Origin of the sequence: Idiomarina loihiensis L2TR (assembly GCF_000008465.1) — a bacterium.
GTDB lineage: Bacteria > Pseudomonadota > Gammaproteobacteria > Enterobacterales > Alteromonadaceae > Idiomarina > Idiomarina loihiensis.
Genome location: NC_006512.1, coordinates 2,667,658 through 2,688,928, shown reverse-complemented (window position 1 = coordinate 2,688,928; position 21,271 = coordinate 2,667,658). Strand labels below are relative to the sequence as shown.

Annotated in this window: 22 protein-coding genes; 16 read left to right on the top strand and 6 right to left on the bottom strand. The window is 48.2% G+C overall.

Annotated elements, in window-relative coordinates:
* Positions 1-15 precede the first annotated feature (15 nt).
* From IL_RS12865 to IL_RS12845, 5 genes are all read left to right on the top strand, one after another.
* Positions 16-2,181, top strand: coding sequence for a S46 family peptidase (locus IL_RS12865; protein WP_011235734.1), 2,166 nt, complete (start codon positions 16-18; stop codon positions 2,179-2,181).
* A gap of 133 nt (positions 2,182-2,314) precedes the next feature.
* On the top strand, positions 2,315-3,151 hold the full coding sequence (locus tag IL_RS12860; RefSeq protein WP_011235733.1) for a putative RNA methyltransferase: 837 nt from the start codon (positions 2,315-2,317) through the stop codon (positions 3,149-3,151).
* A 111-nt stretch (positions 3,152-3,262) separates the two neighbouring features.
* Positions 3,263-3,499 carry a DUF4160 domain-containing protein gene (locus IL_RS12855; RefSeq protein ID WP_011235732.1) on the top strand — a complete coding sequence of 79 codons (237 nt, stop codon included), beginning with the start codon at positions 3,263-3,265 and terminating at the stop codon, positions 3,497-3,499.
* Positions 3,480-3,719 carry a DUF2442 domain-containing protein gene (locus IL_RS12850; protein ID WP_011235731.1) on the top strand — a complete coding sequence of 80 codons (240 nt, stop codon included), beginning with the start codon at positions 3,480-3,482 and terminating at the stop codon, positions 3,717-3,719. Before IL_RS12855 ends, IL_RS12850 begins: the two co-directional genes overlap by 20 nt.
* Positions 3,720-3,722: 3 nt before the next feature.
* Entirely contained in the window at positions 3,723-4,856 is a 1,134-nt protein-coding gene (locus IL_RS12845) for a GNAT family N-acetyltransferase (RefSeq protein WP_011235730.1), read from the top strand.
* On the opposite strand, the gene IL_RS12840 is transcribed toward IL_RS12845, so the two are convergent.
* Positions 4,853-6,628 (bottom strand): SLC13 family permease, encoded by a 1,776-nt coding sequence (locus IL_RS12840; protein WP_011235729.1) that lies wholly within the window; start codon positions 6,626-6,628, stop codon positions 4,853-4,855. The genes IL_RS12845 and IL_RS12840 overlap by 4 nt on opposite strands.
* Positions 6,629-6,753: 125 nt before the next feature.
* Here IL_RS12840 and IL_RS12835 point away from each other — a divergent pair, with 125 nt between their 5' ends.
* Positions 6,754-7,755, top strand: a complete 1,002-nt coding sequence (locus tag IL_RS12835; protein WP_011235728.1) for a Vgb family protein — start codon at positions 6,754-6,756, stop codon at positions 7,753-7,755.
* A gap of 5 nt (positions 7,756-7,760) precedes the next feature.
* On the opposite strand, the gene IL_RS12830 is transcribed toward IL_RS12835, so the two are convergent.
* Together IL_RS12830 and IL_RS12825 are read right to left on the bottom strand one after the other, a co-directional pair.
* Positions 7,761-8,591 carry a DUF4198 domain-containing protein gene (locus tag IL_RS12830; protein ID WP_011235727.1) on the bottom strand — a complete coding sequence of 277 codons (831 nt, stop codon included), beginning with the start codon at positions 8,589-8,591 and terminating at the stop codon, positions 7,761-7,763.
* A 2-nt stretch (positions 8,592-8,593) separates the two neighbouring features.
* Positions 8,594-9,661, bottom strand: a complete 1,068-nt coding sequence (locus tag IL_RS12825) for a PepSY-associated TM helix domain-containing protein (protein ID WP_011235726.1) — start codon at positions 9,659-9,661, stop codon at positions 8,594-8,596.
* A 143-nt stretch (positions 9,662-9,804) separates the two neighbouring features.
* Between IL_RS12825 and IL_RS12820 the strand changes: the two genes are divergently transcribed.
* From IL_RS12820 to IL_RS12800, 5 genes are all read left to right on the top strand, one after another.
* Positions 9,805-10,587 carry a ferredoxin--NADP reductase gene (locus tag IL_RS12820; protein WP_011235725.1) on the top strand — a complete coding sequence of 261 codons (783 nt, stop codon included), beginning with the start codon at positions 9,805-9,807 and terminating at the stop codon, positions 10,585-10,587.
* Between the two features lie 32 nt (positions 10,588-10,619).
* Positions 10,620-11,459, top strand: a complete 840-nt coding sequence (locus tag IL_RS12815) for a patatin-like phospholipase family protein (RefSeq protein WP_011235724.1) — start codon at positions 10,620-10,622, stop codon at positions 11,457-11,459.
* A complete protein-coding gene (locus IL_RS12810) occupies positions 11,416-12,006 on the top strand; it encodes a uracil-DNA glycosylase family protein (RefSeq protein WP_011235723.1) in 591 nt (196 codons plus the stop codon). Before IL_RS12815 ends, IL_RS12810 begins: the two co-directional genes overlap by 44 nt.
* 65 nt (positions 12,007-12,071) lie before the next feature.
* Complete coding sequence (locus IL_RS12805) at positions 12,072-12,788, top strand: PepSY domain-containing protein (RefSeq protein WP_011235722.1); 717 nt, start codon at positions 12,072-12,074, stop codon at positions 12,786-12,788.
* Positions 12,785-13,462 (top strand): PepSY domain-containing protein, encoded by a 678-nt coding sequence (locus IL_RS12800; RefSeq protein WP_011235721.1) that lies wholly within the window; start codon positions 12,785-12,787, stop codon positions 13,460-13,462. The genes IL_RS12805 and IL_RS12800 overlap by 4 nt, the downstream gene beginning before the upstream one ends.
* A gap of 9 nt (positions 13,463-13,471) precedes the next feature.
* Here the strand turns inward: IL_RS12800 and IL_RS12795 are convergent, their stop codons facing one another.
* Positions 13,472-13,933 (bottom strand): methyltransferase family protein, encoded by a 462-nt coding sequence (locus tag IL_RS12795; protein ID WP_011235720.1) that lies wholly within the window; start codon positions 13,931-13,933, stop codon positions 13,472-13,474.
* A 36-nt stretch (positions 13,934-13,969) separates the two neighbouring features.
* Between IL_RS12795 and IL_RS12790 the strand changes: the two genes are divergently transcribed.
* The 4 genes from IL_RS12790 (at position 13,970) to IL_RS12775 (ending at position 17,193) form a co-directional block, all read left to right on the top strand.
* On the top strand, positions 13,970-14,509 hold the full coding sequence (locus IL_RS12790) for a DUF1415 domain-containing protein (RefSeq protein ID WP_011235719.1): 540 nt from the start codon (positions 13,970-13,972) through the stop codon (positions 14,507-14,509).
* An 83-nt stretch (positions 14,510-14,592) separates the two neighbouring features.
* Positions 14,593-15,981, top strand: a complete 1,389-nt coding sequence (locus IL_RS12785) for a sensor domain-containing diguanylate cyclase (RefSeq protein WP_011235718.1) — start codon at positions 14,593-14,595, stop codon at positions 15,979-15,981.
* A gap of 211 nt (positions 15,982-16,192) precedes the next feature.
* Positions 16,193-16,402 (top strand): cold-shock protein, encoded by a 210-nt coding sequence (locus IL_RS12780; RefSeq protein WP_011235717.1) that lies wholly within the window; start codon positions 16,193-16,195, stop codon positions 16,400-16,402.
* A gap of 134 nt (positions 16,403-16,536) precedes the next feature.
* Positions 16,537-17,193: an SDR family oxidoreductase gene (locus IL_RS12775; RefSeq protein ID WP_011235716.1), complete on the top strand. Its 657-nt coding sequence runs from the start codon at positions 16,537-16,539 to the stop codon at positions 17,191-17,193.
* Here the strand turns inward: IL_RS12775 and IL_RS12770 are convergent.
* Positions 17,167-18,024 (bottom strand): LysR family transcriptional regulator, encoded by an 858-nt coding sequence (locus IL_RS12770; protein WP_011235715.1) that lies wholly within the window; start codon positions 18,022-18,024, stop codon positions 17,167-17,169. The two genes, IL_RS12775 and IL_RS12770, sit on opposite strands and share 27 nt — an antisense overlap.
* Positions 18,025-18,137: 113 nt before the next feature.
* On the opposite strand from IL_RS12770, the gene IL_RS12765 reads away from it, so the two are divergent.
* Positions 18,138-20,147, top strand: coding sequence for a ligand-gated channel protein (locus tag IL_RS12765; protein WP_011235714.1), 2,010 nt, complete (start codon positions 18,138-18,140; stop codon positions 20,145-20,147).
* A gap of 4 nt (positions 20,148-20,151) precedes the next feature.
* On the opposite strand, the gene IL_RS12760 is transcribed toward IL_RS12765, so the two are convergent.
* The gene (locus IL_RS12760) at positions 20,152-21,183 is read right to left on the bottom strand and encodes a phospholipase A (RefSeq protein ID WP_011235713.1); all 1,032 of its coding nucleotides are present in this window, start codon (positions 21,181-21,183) and stop codon (positions 20,152-20,154) included.
* Positions 21,184-21,271 lie beyond the last annotated feature (88 nt).

Sequence of the window (21,271 nt, the reverse complement as noted above, 5' to 3'; positions counted from 1 at the left end):
AACAGAAGAGATACTATGAAAAAGTTATTGATTGCTTTGTCTGTAGTCAGCTGTTTTGCGGCAGCCGACGAAGGTATGTGGATGCCCAAACAGTTACCGGAAATTGCCGATAAGCTGAAGGCGGCAGGTCTGACTATTGACCCTAATGATATTTCTAAATTAACTGAGTTCCCCGCTGCTGCCATTGTTAGCCTGGGCGGATGTTCGGCCTCGTTTGTGTCACCAGAAGGCTTAGTAGCAACGAACCATCATTGCGCTTACAACAGCATTGCTCATAACTCTACACCAGAGAACGACTTGCTCGCTAATGGCTTTTTAGCCAAGGGTTTAGATGCAGAAGTGCCTGCGGCACCGGGCAGCCGCATTTTTGTGACCAAAGCGGTCGATGACGTCACTAATAAGGTGATTGATGCCAAGGTAACCGAGTTAACGGGCAAAGCGCGTCTGGACGCAATAGAAGATAATCAGAAAGCTTTGGTAGCAGAGTGTGAAGAGGACGAAGGGCATCGTTGCACGGTAGCTGCATACTACGGCAGCCTCGAGTATTACCTTATTAAGCAACTGGAAATTAAGGATGTTCGCTTAGTCCACGCACCGGCAAGCGGTGTGGGCAAATTTGGCGGCGACACCGATAACTGGATGTGGCCACGTCACACTGGCGACTACAGCTTTTTACGCGCTTATGTCAGCCCGGAAGGTGAATCAGCGGATTACAGTGAAGACAACGTACCTTATAAACCGGATTACCACTTAACGATAGCCAGTGAAGGCCTGGAAGAAGGTGACTTTGTTATGGCCCTGGGTTATCCGGGCCGCACGAACCGCCACCGGCTGCCGTCTGAAGTAAAAGAAACCTTTGAATGGAGCTATCCTAAAACAGTTGAACAGTTTCAGGATTCACTGGACATTATTGCCCGGGAAACAGCCGACGATAAAGATGCGGAGCTCAAATACGCCAGCCGTGTTGCCGGCCTGAACAATTACCTGAAAAACCGTCAGGGTATGCTGGACAGCTTTGCGAACAGCGACTTGCTGGAACGTAAGCAACAGGAACATAAAGAGCTGACTGAGTGGGTAAACAGCGACCGCACGAAAAAAGCGTTGTATGCCGATGGGCTTAATACCATTGATACGTTGCTACAGCAGCGCCATAAGAAAAGTCGTGCTGATTACCAGCTAAATAATGCAACGCCGCGTTTGCTTTCTGTTGCGCGCGCTGTGCACCGTTTGGCTCAGGAAGGCACCAAACCAGACGCCGAACGCAAAGCTGGTTATCAGGAGCGTGATGTTCCGCGCTTCCAGTCATACCTGGCCGGTATGGACAGAAATTTTGACGCTAAGGTTGAGAAGGCATTAGATCTGCACAATCTGAGCAGCTACATGGCACAGCCTAAGTCAGAGCGCGATGCCGCTTTCGATAAAGCTATGGGTCTGCGTGATGGCATGAGCAACGACGAGTTAAGCGCGTTAATTGATGGTTGGTATGAAAGCACTAGTTTACTTGACCGAGATAACCGTATGGCGTTGTTGGAATTTGACCCGGAACAGTTTGAGCAAAGCGAAGATCCGTTCGTTAAAGCCGCTGTCGCACTTTATCCTTCCGATTTAGAAGATGAGAAAAAGAGCGAAGAGCTTTCCGGTAAAATTCAGCAAGCCTACGCTGACTACATGCGCGCAAAAATTGCCTTTATGCAAAGTAAAGGAGAGGCGGTGTACCCTGATGCGAACAGCACGCTGAGAATTACTTACGGTAACGTTGCAGGCCGCGACCATGGTACCGAAGACGGTAATGCCTGGGCACCTTTTACTACCTTGCGTGGTGTAACAGAAAAAGCCACTGGTGAAGGGGAGTTTAATGCGCCGGAAGAACAACTGAAGGCGATTGAAGCGGGTGACTTCGGTCCTTATGAGAAAGTGGATTTAAATTCTGTACCTGTGAACTACCTGGCGACTTTGGATATTACCGGTGGTAATTCAGGTTCTGCGGTTCTGAACCATAAAGGCGAGTTCGTCGGCCTAGCTTTTGACGGCACGCTGGATTCCATTATTTCCGATTGGGATTTCAACCTGGAGAACACCCGTTCTATTCAGGTGGATACTCGCTATATGCTGTGGCAAATGCAGTATGTTGATCACGCAGATAACGTATTGCGTGAGTTAGGTGTCAGTACAAGCCAGTAGTTATTATTTAACGTATTAGCTATAGCAAAACCACCATCGTTAATTTTTAGCGGTGGTGGTTTTTTGTTGTACTGGCAGAAGGCGACCAGGAAGAATAAGATGGTCGCAAAATAGCGTTGTAAAAGTAGATGGTATGCCAATAACAAAAATGTCCGCCTTACGTTGCCCAATAGAGCAGTCACCTTTGCAGTTGGTGGATGGCAGCTGGCGTTGTGAAAATGGTCATAGCTATGATGTGGCTAAACAGGGCTACGTGAATTTGTTGCCGGTGCAGAATAAGCGCTCTAAAGACCCCGGCGACAGCAAAGCTATGGTGCAGGCACGGAGGGAGTTTCTGGAACAGGGTTATTATGAACCACTGGCGCAGGTTCTGGCAGATACTGTGTTAGCACAGGGTGAGCAGGCTGTGCTCGATGCCGGTTGCGGCGAAGGCTACTACCTACGTTACCTGGTTGAGCAGGCGGTACAAAACGGTACTGATTTAAGCGTGGCCGCTCTGGATATTTCAAAATGGGCAGTGCAGGCTGCGGCAAAACGCGATAAACGCCTCAGCTGGATGGTCGCTTCCAATAATTCTATTCCACTGGACGATAACAGTGTCGATACCATTTTGTGCGTGTTTGGCTTTCCTGTTGAAGCTGAATTTAAGCGGGTTCTAAAGCCCGGCGGGCGGCTGATTATGGTAGACCCTGCAGGTGATCACCTAAAAGAGCTAAAAGCTATTATTTATTCTGAGATAAAAACAAAGTCAGATAACCTGCCTGTAAACTCAGAATACTGGTCTTTAGCATCAGAGCAGCGTGTGACTTTCCAATTTGAACTGAATAATAACCAGGCTGTTCAAAACCTACTTACCATGACACCACACCTCTACCGTAGCAGTGCCGAGGGCCGTGAACGTGCCGAGGCTCACAGCTCTTTACAGCTGACAGTCGATGTCTGGGTGCGGGCTTTTAGCTTCGAAAGTTAGTGGTGGGTACAATGAGTAGGCAGATGATTACGCACTTTTAGGTTATTTCATAACGCGCTATCGTCGGTTTTTTTCTAAGCTTAGTTTCTTTTAAAGTACGGAAACTAAAGCATGCCGACAATACTAAGGATTGGTGCTTATCGTTTTTTCTTTTATAGTAACGAAAGCGGTGAACCTCCTCACATTCATGTGCAGCGAGACAACAAGCTGGCCAAATTTTGGCTTAAACCTGTTTTAATGAGTAGCTCTGTCAGTTTTTCATCGTTTGAGCTTAGGCGCATCAATAAAATTGTAGTGCAGCATAGAGAAGAACTACTGGAGGCGTGGTATGAATACTTTAGAAATTGATCGCCATCCTGTTGCAGTGAATGTATCTGTTACCGAGGCAACTCTTGAGGTCGAGCTTGCTGATGGCCGTAAAATTTCTGCGCCCATTGTTTGGTTCCCTCGCTTGGAAAGTGCCACCGAGGAGCAGCGTAAGGATTGGCAATTGTTGGGTAACGGTCAGGGTATTCACTGGCCACAGTTGGATGAAGACATCAGTGTGCTTGGGCTCTTAAGCGCCTAACGCATGCGAGCAGTTATTCACGCAACAATCACCACTGTAGCTAAAAACGACTGGGATCGCCTGTTCGGGCGCCATTACCCCTTTACTCGCTATGACTTTCTGCTGGCGCTTGAGCAGGGTGGCAGTCTTGGGCTGCAGCGCGGCTGGTTGCCGCAATATGTTGTCGTTTTTGATGATAATGGCACCATGGTTGCGGCTATGCCGTGGTTTAAGAAAACGCATTCCTATGGTGAGTATCTGTTCGACTGGGCATTCGCCGAAGCTTTTGAACGCTATGGTTTTCAATATTACCCTAAGCTGATTAACGCAATACCTTTTACACCATGTCAGGGACCGCGTCTGGCTATTAGCGAGGGCGTTAACCGTGGCGAGATGCTGCCTATTATTGAGTCTGAGTTATTAAAGCAGCATGACGTCAGTAACTTGCAGAGTTTGTATGTTGAACCTGACTTAAGCCGTGCTTTAGCCGACGAAGGCTGGTGGCAGCGTTTTGATATTCAGTTTCTCTGGCAAAACCGCAACTACGGCAGTTTTGATGACTTTTTAGAGGCTCTGGTGTCGCGTAAGCGTAAGACGATTCGTAAAGAGCGGCAGAAAATATCAGAACAAAATGTGCAGATGCGAACCTTGCAAGGTAAGGAGCTGACTACGGAGTTTTGGCAGCAATTTACTTTGTTCTACCAGCGTACTTATTTAAAACGTTCTGGGCATGGCGGCTATTTAACCCCTGCTACCTTTAAGCTCTGGGCTGAGTATTTATCCGATTATATTGTTGTTTTTGCTGCCTACAGAGACGGCAACATGCTGGCTGCTTCTTTGTGTTTTAAAGGAGAAGACACACTGTACGGACGCTACTGGGGCTGCCGGGAAGAGCTTGAATTTCTGCACTTTGAAGCCTGTTATTATCAGGGAATTGAGTTTTGCATAAACCACGGGCTACAGTATTTTGACGCGGGCGCTCAGGGTGAGCACAAATTGCATCGTGGTTTTGAGCCTGTTCTGCGCGAAGGCTTTTACCGTTTTATGGAGGCGCCTCTTAGCGACGCCATTGAGCAGTATTGTCAGGATGAACGCAGTGCGTTACGCGAACACCTGAAAACACTGCAAACCTATTTGCCTTATAAAATCAGCGATTAATACAACGGCCATACCAGCAGTATCATAACCAGCGCAACCGCCGAAACCAGCAGGGACAACGGTAGGCCAAGCCGCCAGTAGTCGCTAAAATTGTAACCCCCCGGGCCCATAACCAATATATTCGACTGGTGGCCTATAGGGGTTAAGAAAGGCACAGCGGCACCAATAGCAACCGCCATTAAAAACGGATCCATACTGGCGCCGAAGCTGCTGGCCATACTGATGCCAATAGGCGCCATCAATACGGCCGCGGCGGCGTTGTTAACTATGTTCGACAGCAGCATCGTAACTATTAGCAGTAAGCCCACGGCAACAAAATCGGGTGACCCCTGACTCACATAAAGCACCGCGTTGGCAATGGTATCGGCAGCACCGCTGCGCTCCAGCGCAGACCCCAGTGGAATTGTCGCTCCCAGCAAGACAATAATAGGCCAGTCTATGGCGTCATAGAGTTCCCGAAGAGGCAGAATATTGGTAATAACCATAAGGCCGGCCGCAAGAGAGAACGCAACCGGCACTGAGATAAAGCCGAGTGCTGCTGCCAGAATCGCTGCCGAGAATATCCCCAGTGGCTGAATCAGTTGTTTTGGTGAGCCCAGTCGCAAGCTGCGTTGAGCGAGAGGGAAGCAGCCAAAGCGCTGAAATACGTCATTAAGCACTTCAGCGTCGCCCTGCAGTAATAAAACATCACCCGGCTTAAAGCGAATATTCGCCAGTTTTGTTCCCAACTTCTGACCTTCCCGGGCTACGCCCAGTACATTAATACCGTAGCGGCTGCGTAATTTTATGTCGCCAGCCGAGCGGCCGATAAGGCGTGAATCGTGCCCGACAATCCCTTCAATAACGGTAATGTCGTCGGATTTTAAAAAGCGCTCGTCAATTTCTTCCTCGGCGTTAAGCTCAAGCCCTGTTCCGTCAATAACTTGCTGAATGGTCTCCGCGTTGGCTTCAACTATTAATACATCCTCAGGTTTCAATCGCAAGTATCGGGCCGGTGCAGACCAGCGCTTTTCGCCACGTTGTAGTGCAACAATTACAAAGTCCTCTTCGCTACGGTTTTCCAGCTCATAGAGAGTTTCACCAACAAAGTTAGAGCCTTCAGGTACATAGAGTTCGGTCAGGTAGCTACTGACATCGTAAAGTGACTGCGATTTGGATTTCCCAGCTTTTTCTGGCACCAACCAGTGACTTAGCAGCCACATAAAGAGTAAGCCCGCGATGGCGATGCTGAGACCAACCGGAGTAAATTCAAAAATACCGAAAGACTCACCCATAGCCTCGCGACGAATATCGGCAATAATAATGTTCGGCGGCGTACCCACCATAGTAATAGTGCCCCCCAGTAAGGAGCCAAAGGCCATAGGCATTAACACTTTGGAGGGGTTATTTCCACTGCTGCGGGCGAGTTGAAGGGCGACTGGTATCATTATCGCCATGGTGCCTGTATTGCTGATAAAAGCTGAGCAGATCGTAGTGACTGAGGTCAGGGCTATCATCTGTAACCAGCGTTTATCGCCTATGTTTTTCATAGCCGATGCCAGTGCATCGACAACGCCAGAGCGCCAAAGTGCCTGGCTAATAATCAATACCGCCGCAACAGTGATGACAGCAGCGTTACCAAAACCACTGAACACCTCGGCAGTTGGAACCAGACCAAGAATAGCCGCGGACAATAGCGCCATCATGGCAACCAGGTCGTAACGCCATTTATCTATGACGAAAAGCACCAACATGGCGACTAAGATTATTCCAATAAGCCATTGATCTAGCATGTAACAGGTACCGTTTAGTGTTTAAAGGTTGAAGATTGCACAGTGTTGGGTTTGAAGCAATAGCGTCTATACTGATAAATCAGTTGGATATGTCAGGCTAAAAGATTATTTACGGAGGCCATAAAATGAAATACTTAAGCTTAACAAGTGCGGTAATTATTGGTCTGGCGGGAATAAGCAGTGCGCCGGCTAACAGCGATGACCACAAAGACAGTGGACTGGCTAAAGCGGAAATTCAGGAGTGGCAGGTTCCCTGGGAGGATTCCCGGCCTCGTGACCCCTGGGTGCACAATAATACGGTCTGGTTCGTGGGTCAGGGAAGTGATTACGCGGCAACATTTAACCCCGAAACCGAAGAGTTTAAACGCTACGATCTACCCGATGGATCGGGTCCGCATACTGTTATTGTCGATGATCGTGGCGCTTGGTACACCGGCAATCTTATGAACCATATTGGCTTAATTGATCCGGTTTCAGGCGACATTAAAAAGTTTGAATTACCCGGAGATGGAACGCGCGACAGCCACACCATGGACTTCACTAGCGATGGCAATATTTGGTTTACGGTGCAGGGCGGTAACCAAATAGGCTTTCTGGAAACAGATGACGGTGAAATAGAACTTTGGGATGTGCCCACGGATTCGGCCCGGCCTTACGGTTTAATTGTCGAGAACGACAAACCCTGGGCGACGCTCTTTGGTACCAATAAGCTGGCGACTGTTGAAAGCGGAAAGCTGCGGGGAATTGAGCTTGAACGGAAAGACAATAGGCCACGCAGGCTTGGTATGACTGACGACGGTACCATCTGGTATGTCGATTATAATAAAGGTTACGTGGGTAGCTACGACCCGGCTAGCGGTGAGAATAAAGACTGGCGGGCACCAGCTGAAGAAAATTCACGGCCTTATGGTATGGCGGTGGATAAACGTAATGACGTCTGGTTTGTAGAAACTGGTGTGCAGCCAAACCGGCTGGTGGGCTTCGATACCGAAACCCACGAGTTTTCAGAGCCAATTGAGCTGGAGAGTGGCGGCGGTACTGTTCGTCATATGTTCTATGATGAAGCGACCGATTCCATTTGGTTCGGTACTGACGCCAACACTCTGGGAGTGGTTCGTTTTCAGTAGCCAGGCTACATAGGCAACACTTCTAATACGGCAACGTAAGAGCCCTGGCGTTTGGTAGCCGGGGCTTCGCCGTTGTCGTCAGCGTATTCTGCTTCTAACCAGTACATGCCTGGTTCATCCAGAGTGAAGGTGACTTCGCCTTTCTCATCGGTTGTTAACTTGGTTGGTTGTGCCTGGTCACGATAACGCTCACCGCCTTTTACCAAGAAAATTTCAGTTCTCGCTGCTGCGGCACCATCAATATTGAACTTAAAGGTAATGTTTTCACCAGTGTATAAATCGTTCGGGTGGGTCACTGGTTCAAGTTCCAGACCTTTACCTGTTGGACCCAGAGTGTCATAAGTTGGTGCACCAGAGGTAACAAAGGTTTCAACACGACGTGAGCGCTCACTAACTTCTAATTCTTTAGCGTCCTGAGGAACTTCTTTGTAGAAGTCTTCATTGGTTTTTTGCGCACCACGTGGCGGCCAGTATTGGCGTTCACCTTCGTCATCTACCCAGCGTGCAGATAACCCTGAACTGGCTGAATAAATGGTATAAGTGCCTTCTTTTTCCAGTTCAATATCAAATACCGAGCGGTATTTGCCTTTATGACCATTCTCCAGAGTCACATCGGAGCCATCTGGTGCCATGGCTTTTACGTAATCCAGGCTAAGCGGGTAGTGATCTGGATAAAAAATGCCATTGGCGATAGCGGCATCAAAAGTCACCCATTCGGAATCGCCGGAAACAACGGTGGCGCTGGGTTTAATCCAGACGCGGTGAGCTTCACTGCTGGTGCTGGCAAATAAGGTCAGCACAGCCAGGCTGGTAGTAAGTACAGAAGATAATTTCATGATTAAGGCTCCAGTTTTAATGACACTCGGCCAAGCTCGTGCTCGCCGGTCTCTGAGATGGATATTGGGCTATCGATAGGTAAAGACAATGGCAGGCGCAGCATTTCGCGACCGCCGACTTCGCGCGCGGCTTCTACATACAAGTAGTACTGGCCGGGCTCAAGTTCCGGTAATTTGGTTAATAACGGTGTTAAATCCACCTTGTGAGTGCCGGGGCGTCGGGTTGCGCCCGATACACCGTCTATAGGCATGTCAGCCATGCGGCCGCTTCGACGCCACCACTGGCGTATGTCTTTAAGCCATTTTTCGCCTTCGCTATCTTTTAGGTTAACGTCGTACCAGACTGCAATGTCAGCAACCCGTTGGTTGCGTTCATTGGCCAGCCATATCGCCAGGTAAGGTGCGTGATATTCGGCGACTGACAGGCGGGGAATTTCGACATTGAGCTCGTTTTCAGCAGCATGTGCTGACCCCATAACGGCGAACAAAGGAATGATGAAACCGGCCAGAACCAGCGGCCAGGTGGACTTGCGCCCTTTACTGTATTTTTTCAAAAGTAATAACCCCGTAATTGTGAATAAAATGCTGGCAATGGCAAATACGTCAATGAAAAGGCTCCAGAGAAAACCCGTGTTGCGGGCTTTGTGGAGGTCATTGAAATAGGCAATCCAGCCGCGATCGGTGGTTTCAGAGTAAAAAGCACCACTGGTTAAATCGACGCTGAACCAGCTGTCCCCGCCAGGGCGGGGCATGGCGACGTACAATTCGTAGTCACTCCATTCGATTTCGGCATTTGAACTGATGCTGTTTTGCGTCTTATCTTCGTACCAGCGGTGGAAAAAAGTTGGTAGAGCGTCATTCCCTGAAGCATTCGCCAACCGGTCCAATTCCGTTTGTGGGAGAGAGCTTTCATGGCTTTCGACGCTGGGTGCGGATTCTATCCAGCCAGCATGGTTTAGCGTTATACCGGTGACTGAAAACAACAACATGCCAATGAGGCAAACGGCAGAGCTTATCCAATGCCAGTCTTTTAAAGACCACCCTCTGCGGCCACCCGAGCGTCGAGCCATTCACTTTTCTTCCTTTACAAACAACAGTGCATGTATCTTATATAAAAACCGTTCTCATTTTCAATAGTTAATGATAAAAATTCTCATTTAGATTTAGTTTTTTTATGTTATTATGCGCACAAAATCGCCAATGAGGAATTGTTATGAGAAGTATCATTGCGGAAAAAGTGACTCAGGTACGCCACTGGAACGACACCCTGTTTAGCTTTAGAACCACACGCCAACCAAGCTTTACCTTCGAAAACGGTCAGTTTGTAATGATGGGACTGCAGCTGGAAGACAAGCCTCTGCTCAGAGCTTACAGCATTGCCAGTGCAAACCATGAAGAAGAGCTTGAGTTCTTCAGTATTAAAGTGCCGGACGGCGCTTTAACGTCGCGCCTGCAACATATCAAGGTGGGTGACGAAGTGGTGTTGTCGACACGCCCTACAGGCACGTTAGTACCCGGGCACTTACTGCCAGGCAAAAACTTGTACTTGCTCAGTACCGGCACCGGTTTAGCGCCTTTTATGAGCGTTATTAAAGACCCCGACATATACGAACAGTACGATAAAGTCGTTTTGGTTCACGGTGTGCGCTGGGTGTCTGAGTTGGCGTATCAAAAAGAAATCTCTGAGATTCTGCCAAATAACGAATACTTTGGTGACTGGGTGCGGGAAAAGCTCATTTATTACCCGACAGTGACCCGCGAGCCATTCCGTGATGAAGCGCATCAGCAACGTATTACCGATTTGCTGGAGTCTGGCACCTTAACCAAAACCATTGGTATGCCAGATCTGAACCCTGAACACGATCGCTTTATGTTGTGCGGTAATGACGCTATGCTTCAAGATCTGATGGTTATTCTCAATGAACGGGGCTTTAGTAAAGCAACATCGCGTAAGCAAGGCAGCTACGTGATTGAGCAGGCCTTTATTGAAAAATAAAGAGTATTGAGAAGTAAAAAATAAGCAGGTGTATGACCCAGGAGCAAAGTAAAAAAGCACTAGTGGTAGAAGGTGGCGCCATGCGCGGTATCTTCGCCGCTGGTGTGCTGGACGGCTTTCTTGAAACCGGACAAACCAACTTTGATTTTGCAATTGGGGTGTCGGCAGGTTCAACCAACCTGATTGGTTTTCTTGCCGGCGACCACGGACGTAACCGTAAAATTCTCTTGCAGCATGCGCTACAGCCCGAGTTTTTGAACTGGCGACGCTTTTTAAAAGGCGGACATTTTTGCGATGTGAGCTGGCTTTGGCACGCTTCGTTTGAACAAGTACCACTGAATACCCGTCATTACCTGGAGCAGAACCGGCCTTTATACGTTGTAACGACCAATGTCGATACAGGGTTTCCGGTGTATACCAGGGTGACAGTCGACAACTTACACGAACTATTTCCTGCTTCCTGTGCTATTCCGCTGGCCTACCGCGAGTTTCCCGCCGTTGGTGGAGCGCCTATGACGGATGGCGGACTGGGTGATTCTATTCCGGTGATTAAAGCCTATGAAATGGGTGCGCTGGATATAACGGTTATTTTGTCCCGGCCGCGAGGTTTCCGAAAGAAGATAAGACCCCTGCCTAAGTTTACTAAGCGTTTTTTTAAACACCATCCTGCCTTATTTGACGCAGTAGCCCGCCGCTCGGCAGTTTACAATGACGCTATTAACTTTATTGATAACCCTCCCGCGGACTGTAAAATGACCGTTCTGGCTCCGCCGGAGGACTTTCCGGTAGGACGTTTCACTCAGGATAAAAAGCTGCTGGAGCAAGGTTATGAAATGGGAAGAGCCGCCGCATTGGCAACAAATTCTGCGTGATGTCCGTGCCTGTACCTTATGTGAACCAGAGCTGCCGCTTGGTGCCCGCCCCGTTGTACAGTTGCACCCTAAAGCCAGAATTCTAGTTGCCGGACAAGCCCCCGGAAAGCGCGTTCATGCCTCCGGTAAGCCTTTCGATGACCCCAGTGGCGACAGGCTTCGTCAGTGGATGGGCATTGATAAAGACACTTTTTACAATGCCGAAGAACTGGCTATTATTCCTATGGGCTTTTGTTATCCGGGCACTGGTAAGTCCGGTGACTTGCCGCCCCGCCCCGAATGCGCGCCCACCTGGCGCGAGCAAATACTGCAACAGCTACCCAATTTAGAATTAATACTGGCTATTGGTCAATACGCGCAACAGTGGCATTTGCAGGAACCTAAGCGAAGCCTGACCGAACGTGTCAGAGACTGGCGAAGTTACTGGCCGCAGTTATTACCATTACCTCATCCGAGCCCCCGCAACAATATCTGGATGAAGCGTAACCCATGGTTTGAAACTGAGGTTATTCCGGAATTAAGACAAAGAGTGAAAGAACTGCTTTGACTTTTACAGGGCAAGTCGATAATTTTAGGGGCTTAACTTAAACGCGGCGGGCACGGATAACCCTGATGAAATTACGACAATGGCGCATCTGGCACCGCTGGTTATCTCTTCTTTTTGGCCTGCAGTTAGTGGTATGGAGCATTAGTGGCGCCTATATGGTGTTCTTTGATTTAAGCTTCATTCACGGCGACCATCTGGTGAAAAAGCTTGAACAACCTATAGCTGATAACGCGTTAACTTCGCCGGTAAGCTGGGTATTAGAGCAACATCCGCAAGCCACCTCGGTGCGTCTTATGCGCCAGTGGGTAAAGGGCTCTTTGCAGACGGTTTATCGCGTTGAAAGCCAAACCGGTACGCAATTACTGAACGCCGAATCTTTGGAGCCGGTCACACTTGATCGCATGGATATTGGCTATATTGCTCGTCAACACTACACCGGTAACGAAGAGACAAAAGCCCAGGTTAGCTATATCGAAGACCGGCCGCCGGGTGAACTTAACCCCGCTTTGTTACCCGTATGGCGAGTAGACTTTAATGATTTGGCCGGTGCTACCTTGTACTTCTCGGCGACAACCGGGGAGCTGGTGACCAAACGGCATAACTTCTGGCGACTGTTCGACTTTTTCTGGATGCTTCACATAATGGATTACCAAGACCGAGTGGATATTGAAACCTGGTGGTTAAAGGCGTTTAGCATAGCGAATATACTTTTTGTGATAACTGGCACGGCTCTGCTTTACTTCCATTTCCGGCCGCGTAGAAAAAGCAGGCGAGCTGCATGAGGTATGTGCGTAAACTGCATCGCTGGCTGAGTCTGGTTATTTTTATACAAGTGCTTATCTGGCTGGTCAGTGGCTTGTACTTCGGCTGGGTGGGCCACCAGAGTCTGGTCGCTCATGACTACTTTCAAAGCGCTCCTAAAGCGCCGGTCGGGTCTGTTTTTTACCCTGAAAACGCCCTAATTGAGCGCTTCGATAACATTAAAAGTGTGGAAATACGCTCAATTTCGGAAACGGCTCAGTACCTGGTTCTGACAGTTGATGGCTCCAGACATTATGTGAATGCCCAGACCGGCGAGCGCTGGCAAACCTCCGCGCCGCTGGCCGCAAAACTGGCACGACAAAGCTATAACGGACCAGGCTCGGTCAAAGAAGTACAGGCTGTAACGGGCAGTGATGAAATTATTGACTGGAACAAGCCCGGTTATAGAGTCACTTTTACCGATGACATTCATACGCGAGTGTATGTTGACGCTGCCTCCGGTGAAGTGGTCGATCACCGCAATAACAATTGGTGGCTAAGTGACTGGATGTTTCGTTTACACTTTATGGACTACAGTGGCGAACGCGATTTTAACAGCTTACTGAACATTATTGCCGCTACCATCGCGTTATGGTTTAGTTTGTCAGGCCTAATTTTACTCGGTCGCAGCTTAAAACACCGACAGTTGTTCTGAAGCTGTCGGTTACCACCAGCGCCCGGTTCTACGACAATAGTTTTTGTAAGCTTCGCCAAAAGTTTCGGTTAACATACGTTCTTCCGGCAGAATTTGAAAGCGGTGCATATAGGCGACATACAATGCCAGCCCCCATAAAGAAAAGATACTTCCCAGAAAAACGCCCCAGGCCATAAGCAAAAAGAAAAAGCCTAAATACATGGGGTTACGTGTTCGTTGGTATATTCCGGTAGTGACAAGTTCGGTGCTTTTGTTGGGAGCGCGGGGGTCTACCGTAGTTTGTGCTTTGCGAAAACCGATTACGCCCAGCAAGGGCAGCAAGACTCCTAATGCCAATAGAAAAATAGCTGCGGCGCGCTGGCCGACATAAAATTGGTTAAAGGCCTGCGTATAGTGAGCCGTTAACCACATTAAACCGGCGACTATGGCAACAACCAGCAAAGGTGGTATTTTGAGTTCAAGTGATTTCATGGCAAAGTGGCGCCCCTTTTAGCGAAGACAAGAAATATGACGACCGATACCCATCAGATTATTGAGCAAACCCGGCACTGGGTGCAACAGCTTATTGTAAAGTACAACATCTGCCCTTTTGCACGCCGCGAAGTTGAGCGCAAGAGTATTCGCTATAGTGTAGCCGAAAATCGCAAGCCACAAGTTGTTTTACAGCAGTTGCTGGATGAAGCTAAACACCTGGATACCACACCTGAAACCGAAACCACGCTGCTTATTCTGCCGTCGGGGTTTGAAGGGTTTTACGAATTTCTGAATTTGGTTGATGTTGCCGATGCTTTGCTTATTGAGGAAGGCTACGAAGGCGTGTACCAGCTGGCGCATTTTCACCCCGATTACTGCTTTGAGGGCGAGCCCCAGGACGACCCGGCAAATTATACCAACCGTGCCCCGTATCCAACTTTACATTTATTGCGTGAGGCCAGTATTGAAGGGGCTCTGAGAGATTATGACGACCCTGAGTCGATTCCTGAGCGCAATATCGAATTTGCCCGACGTAAAGGTGCTGGATTTTTTAAAGCAATCTTGCCAGTCTAGAGTGTGGGTTGTTGCTACACTATTAGTAATATCACATTAATTAGCGTTGCTTGCTCTGTCGAACCATAAAATGATGAGGCGTCATGACAAAACATCATATTACTCATAGAATTATTGAACAGCTACCAACTATGGTGGCTTATGTCGACAGAGACCGGCTGTTTCGCTATGTAAATACGTCGTATGCGGGGTTCTTTGACCTGACCCCGCAGGAAATGCTGGGCAAACCGTTAACCGATGTACTTAGCGAAGAGTCTTATCAACGCATAAAGCCCAATCATGACCATATTTTTGCCACCGGCGAGAAGATGGAGTTTTCAGATTCGGTCACTTTTCGCAATGGACGCAAAAGCTTCTTAGATATTCGCTACCTTCCTGAAATTGATGAGCAAGACAACGTCATTGGTATTTATGTGCTTATTGAAGATGTCAGCGACTATTATGCGTCGGTTGATGTTATGCGCACGATTCATGAAGTTATCCATAAACGTGGACGGCGCATTGACCCGGCTTCTATTGATGAGCTGTTAAAAGTGGGTGTTGAATACTTAGGTGTTGATATAGGAACGGCCAGCTCCATTCAGAACGGCACTTATACGATTGAGTGGGTGCAAACGGCGAAAATGGACTTTTCCGCAGGAACGCAGCTGCCGCTGGCAACCACCTACTGTTCTGTTGTGCTTAAGGCTAACCATCTAATTTATACCAATGACGCGTCAAAAGATTCGCGCTTTAAAGAGCACGCGAGTTATCAAACCTATGGCCTGGAGACTTATATAGGTACACCACTTATTATTAATGACCAGGTGTGGGGAGTTCTGGGTTTTGCTCGTAAAAGCAAAAGAGCAGAGCCTTTTACTGAGCTGGAAATTGAAATGGTGCGAATGATGGGTACCGCACTGGAAACGGTTATTGCTGAGCAAAAGATTCGCTCCGATTTAATTCGCCAGCGTGATGATATGGCACTAATTGCCTACACCGATGCACTAACCGGGTTAAAAAATCGCTCAGCGGGTATGGAAATACTGGAGCAGAGCCTGGTCCGGCAAAATGGCGGGCGAGGTTTTGTCGTTTCGGTTATCGACTTTGACCACTTTAAAACCATTAACGACACCTATGGCCACGATATTGGTGACAAAGTATTAATTGCAGGCTCTGAAGCTATGTCAGCCGCAGTTCGTAGCAGTGACAGTGTGGTTAGAGTCGGTGGCGAAGAGTTTATGGTGGTGCTTGCTTATGCCGACCATGAAAGTGCCTCGCAAGTACTGGAGAGGGTACGGGCGGCGGTTGAGGAAACGGTCGTTACCTTAGATTCGGGTGAAGTCATTAATCCGACGGTAAGTGTCGGTGCGTCAGAAAGCCACCCCGATGACGATGTTTCCAGTATCTACAGAAGAGCGGATCAGGCGCTGTACAAGGCTAAGCGAGAAGGTCGCAACCGTGTTGTCTGGGCCAGTGAAAGCGATGTTTAAACTTATTATGAAAATAACTTGGTAAATAGTTTGACTCGCAGTGGAATAAGCGTAGACTCCACGGTGTCGGATAGAAAGACAGTTAGTTAAAAGACTCCACTTCGTTGACCTATTATTATTAATACCATCGTCCTGTAGTTCTAAGTTCTTATTTTTACCCGCATCATCGGCCTAAATGGCCACATACTTAAAAGTTACAGGAAGATATATTATGTCAGAGAAAATTACTGGTTCAGTAAAATGGTTTAACGAAGCAAAAGGCTTCGGTTTCATCGAACGTGAAAACGGCGCAGACGTTTTCGCACATTTCAGCGCTATTTCTAGCGACGGTTTCAAAACCTTAACTGAAGGCCAGCGCGTTGAGTTCGCAGTAACTCAAGGCCCTAAAGGTCCTCAGGCTGAGAACATCGTAGCGCTGTAATTACGCGCCTCGAAGTCTAAAAGGGCAACCCTCGGGTTGCCTTTTTTTGTGCCTGTAAATCGGTGTAAATGAGCGATCTAAACTAAGCTTTTGTTACGTAAGCTCAAACAACGAAATATTTAAGGAGGTCGTTAATGAAAGTAGCAGTTATAGGCGCAAATGGAAAAATTGGTCAGCATTTAGTTGAACAGATGCAGCACGCAAAAACGCATGAAGTGATTGCGGTGGTGCGCAAGGAAGAACAGCAAAAAGCCTGGGAAGACCGAGGCGTTACGACCAAATTAGGTGATTTAGAAGACCCCGTTTCACAACTGGAAGAACTGCTTCAGGGCGTTGACGCTGTGGTATTTACCGCAGGCTCCGGTGGAAGCTCTGGTGACGATAAAACCTTGTTAGTCGACTTAGACGGCGCAGTTAAAACCATGGAAGCAGCGGAATCTGTGGGCGTAAAACGTTTTGTCATGGTCAGTGCCTGGCAGTCGAATAACCGTGAGAACTGGGCTGAAGCTCTGCTTCCTTATTATGCCGCCAAACATTACGCCGACCGCGAGTTAATGCGCACCAAACTTAACTGGACCATTGTGCGTCCGGGAGCGCTAACCGACGAAGAAGCAACCGGTAAAGTGGTTGTTGGCGAATCGCTGGCACCGGGTTCTATTCCGCGTGAGGATGTTGCCAGTGTGCTGCGCCGCTGCCTGGATGAAAGCGGCACTGAGATGAGAGCTTTTGACCTAATGGCAGGCGAAAGTGAAGTAGAACATTCATTACAGTCGATGAAAGAAATGGCTTAGCACTTCAATCGTCCGTTCAGTCTTCGCCGGTATGTTGTCTTTAATTGGCAGTACCGCGTGAACACTGTACGGGCTGCCTTCCCATTCAGGCAACAAACGCAGTAAACGTCCACTCTCAATATAATGCTTAATTTCCGGCTGCGGAAGTAGCGCATAGCCAACACCATCAAGCGTTAACTGGACGACCGTCTGCATGTTGTTCAGCAGCACTTTTGGCTTGGGGAAATCCTTATTGGGTAAGCTGGGTATGTGCCCAATAAAACAACCTTCGGGTAAATCATCAAAGCTTTTTATCGAGTTCTCAGCCGCAGGATGCTCAGCAGCAATGCAAGGAACCATGTGCCAGTCTGCTAAATGTCTGGCGTATAAGGTTGAATCGGCCAGCGGACCAATGCGAATAGCCAGATCTGCCCCGGCGGTAATGAGGTCAATAGGCTCGTCGGTCATATGCAGCTGAAAGCTTACGTTAGCAAACTCGTGTTGTAGTTGTTTTAAGGGTTCGCTTAGTAAACCGCCGCCAAAACCCACGGGCGCAATAATTTTTATTTGCCCTTGCGGCTGATTCGTTAATTGATCCCAACGTTCCTGGTTTTTCGCTGCAATAGCGAGCATATCGAGGCACGATTGGTAAAAAACCTGACCAGCTTCGGTAAGTGAAAGCGAGCGCGTATTGCGGTGAAAAAGCGAAATTCCGTTGTCGTTTTCCAGTCGCTGCAACTGCTGGCTAATAGCGGACACTGTCATATGCAGTTCATTTGCAGCGGCACTCATGCTGTTGAGTTCTACCGTACGGGTAAAAGCTTTTAATGATCGAATCATTTTCGGATTCATGTTTTAAGTCCTGCTAAAGAAGCTTTCAATATTTTTGAAATTGCTGATTCCATAGTACCAGTTAAAATCGCTAATGAAAATAATTCGCATTTATAATTCATTAGGGGATGAACATGAATTGCAGTATCAGCGGCTTAAAATTGAGCATTTTAGCATTAACTGTAGCATCAGCAGTAGGCGTGGCTCAGGCTCAGGAACAAGAAAAGCCTAAAAGAAAACATCATAAACATAAAGATATGGAAGTTATGGTGGTAACGGCGTCAGGTGTTGCTCAGCATTTGAAAGAAGCGCCCGCTTCAATCTCCGTTATTGACAGAAGAGACCTTTCTCAGCGTTTTTATAAAGACTTAACCGACGCCATGACTGACGCCCCGGGCGTTATCGTGACCGGCGGAGGTGATCGCCAGGATATTAGCCTGCGTGGTATGGGTGCCGACTACACATTGATTTTGGTCGACGGCCAGCGCCAGAGCTCGCGTGAAACCCGTCCAAACAGTGATGGCCCCGGCGTTGAAGGTGCCTGGACACCGCCGCTGGCGGCAATTGACCGGATAGAGGTTATACGGGGGCCTATGTCATCACTTTACGGGTCGGACGCAATAGGCGGCGTTATCAATATCATTACCCGTAAAACACCGGAAGAATGGCGCTCGGAAATTCGCGTTGATGGCACCTTGCAGGAACGTTCGGAGTCAGGCAACAGTTACCAGACCAACTTGTTTACCTCCGGCTCGCTAATTAAAGATACTTTGGGCATTCAATTGTCGGCCGGTTATACGCGTCGTCTGGAAGATGAAATTGTTTCTGGCTACCGGGATAAAACCGCAGAAGACGCCGACTTAAAACTGGCTTACACACCAAACCGCGACCATGAAATTTTGTTTGAAGTGGGTACAGCTCAGCAAAGCATTGACGCTTCTGTCGGCAAAACCATTGAGCCGCTGGCGCCGGGCGAGGAATGCGGTCGTCGTGGCTGCCCGGAGTCATCAACCACTGAATATGATAATACCAGCGTGTCCATTGCCCATAATGGTCAGTGGGGTATGGTGGGCGCCCGCAGTTATTTAAAGCGCGATGAATATGAAAACAAAGCGCGTATTATGACCATTAAAAACACCGATTTTCAGAGTCACTGGAACGTACCACTGCTTGAAGAGAGCTCTATGAATCTTGGCGTGGCGTACCAAAAGGAAGAGCTGGAAGATTTAACCAGTAACCAGATAAGTGATCGTAACCGCATTGAAGGCTCGCAATGGTCCGCCTTTGCAGAAACCGCCTGGCCAATATTCAATGACTTTAACCTGACGACTGGTGTTCGTTACGACGATGACGACATTTTTGGTGGACACTGGAGCCCGCGAGTGTACGGTGTTTATACTCTAAGCGATGCCACAACCATTAAAGGTGGTGTTTCTACCGGGTTCCGTGCGCCAAGCCTGCGTGAAACAACCGCTGACTGGGGACAAGTCAGCCGCGGCGGTAACGTTTACGGTAACCCGGATTTAGAAGCTGAAACGTCGACCAACTACGAGTTAGGGTTATACACAGACTGGGGACGTCGTAGCTCAACCTCAATTACCGTGTTCTACAATGAGTTTGACGACAAAATCACCCGGGTAGACTGTCCTGAAAGCATTTGCGATGCAGGGCCTAATCAATTTGGCTCTATGCCAACCACCCGAATTAACATTGATGAAGCCGTTACTCGCGGTATTGAAATGACTTTAAGTACGCATTTCAGCCGGGAGTGGTCACTGAAAGGTAACTATACCTACACCGACTCTGAGCAAAAATCGGGTGAATATAAAGGTGAGCCATTAAACCAGCTACCTAAGCACTTAGTACAAACCTCACTGAACTGGAAGCCAGGTAAGCGCTGGAACAGTTGGTTGCGTGTGCATTATCGTGGTGAAGAGAGCCAGCCGACAACCGGGCCTTCACAGGGCTCTCTGGTCGCGCCGTCTTATACACTGGCGGATTTTGGTGTGAACTACTTTGTTACGCGTGACTTAAAGCTGGCTGCGGGTGTTTACAACTTATTCGACAAGGAAATTGGTGTAGAAGAGTACGGCTATGTTGAAGACGGCCGACGCTTATGGTTGTCAGCCGCCTATAGTTTCTAAACCCTTATAGAATGTTGTTTAAGGCTATACCGATACCAAAGCGAGTCTGCTTGTGATTGTAGTCAATCAGGCTCTCTCCGTAACCGGTGAAAATTGAGGTATAGCCAATAAACTTCCCGCCAATAGGGAATGTCCAGTTAAGCTCTGCCGACCCTCTGCCGGTATCCACGGCATGGCGGAGCCTGAGAATGTACTCGAAGTCACCATCGTTATAGGCGGTGGTGAATTCATAGTCACCCACGTAATCGGTAATATCCGGGTTGTCGTCACCACTCGATTGCATGGGGTCTGTTTTGGCGTCTTCCTGAAAACGTAACCAGGGTTTCAGCGAGAAAACGAAGCGGCCTTTTTCTACCACAAATTGCATGTAACCGCGGTTCCAGCTGCGTGACAATGGCTGGCTACGCCCATTAGACAAATGCTCTAAACCGAAAACTAACGCGGTATTGGTACCAAAAGGGTGCCAGCCGGTTGAAGTGGCATAAAAAACCTCGGGCATGTAGTTGGTTTCGCGGAATGGTTTAGAAATATTACTGGAATACACCTGCCACCAGGACTGCACGGTTAAGCCAAAAAACAACTGGTCGTCTTCAAACAGCAAACTTTCTTTGTTAAAAGGCACTTTGAAACTTAATTGGAACTTTGCTTCATAGTCTTCCAGGTTCTGCTCGTAACCTTCAACATCGGCATATTGCAGGCGGTTAATGTTGTTCGTGGTAATAACGGGTAATAAATAGTTACGACGGTGCGGTGTTAATACATAAGGGTCAAACTGGGTAACTTGTTCGCTTTTCATGCGGCTGGTTAAAGCACCGGGGTCTTCAACCGCATCGACTTCCACTATATCTTCGTCATTCTCAGCTGACCGCAGTTGTTCTTCGCAGGTAGAGCGAATATCCGCAATGGTGGCGTCAGCCTTAGTGTTGTTCATTTCATCCAGCAGACATTGCTGCATATCAGACAGTTCTTGCGCCTGGACATTAACCGCCGCTAGTGCGGTAACTCCCGATGCAATTATCCAGATCCATTTTTTCATAAGCGCAAGCTTCCTTTATTAAGACTCCTTGTACTATAGCGTAAGAAGGGTGTTTAGATCACACGTTTACAAAATAGGGTCAGAAGAA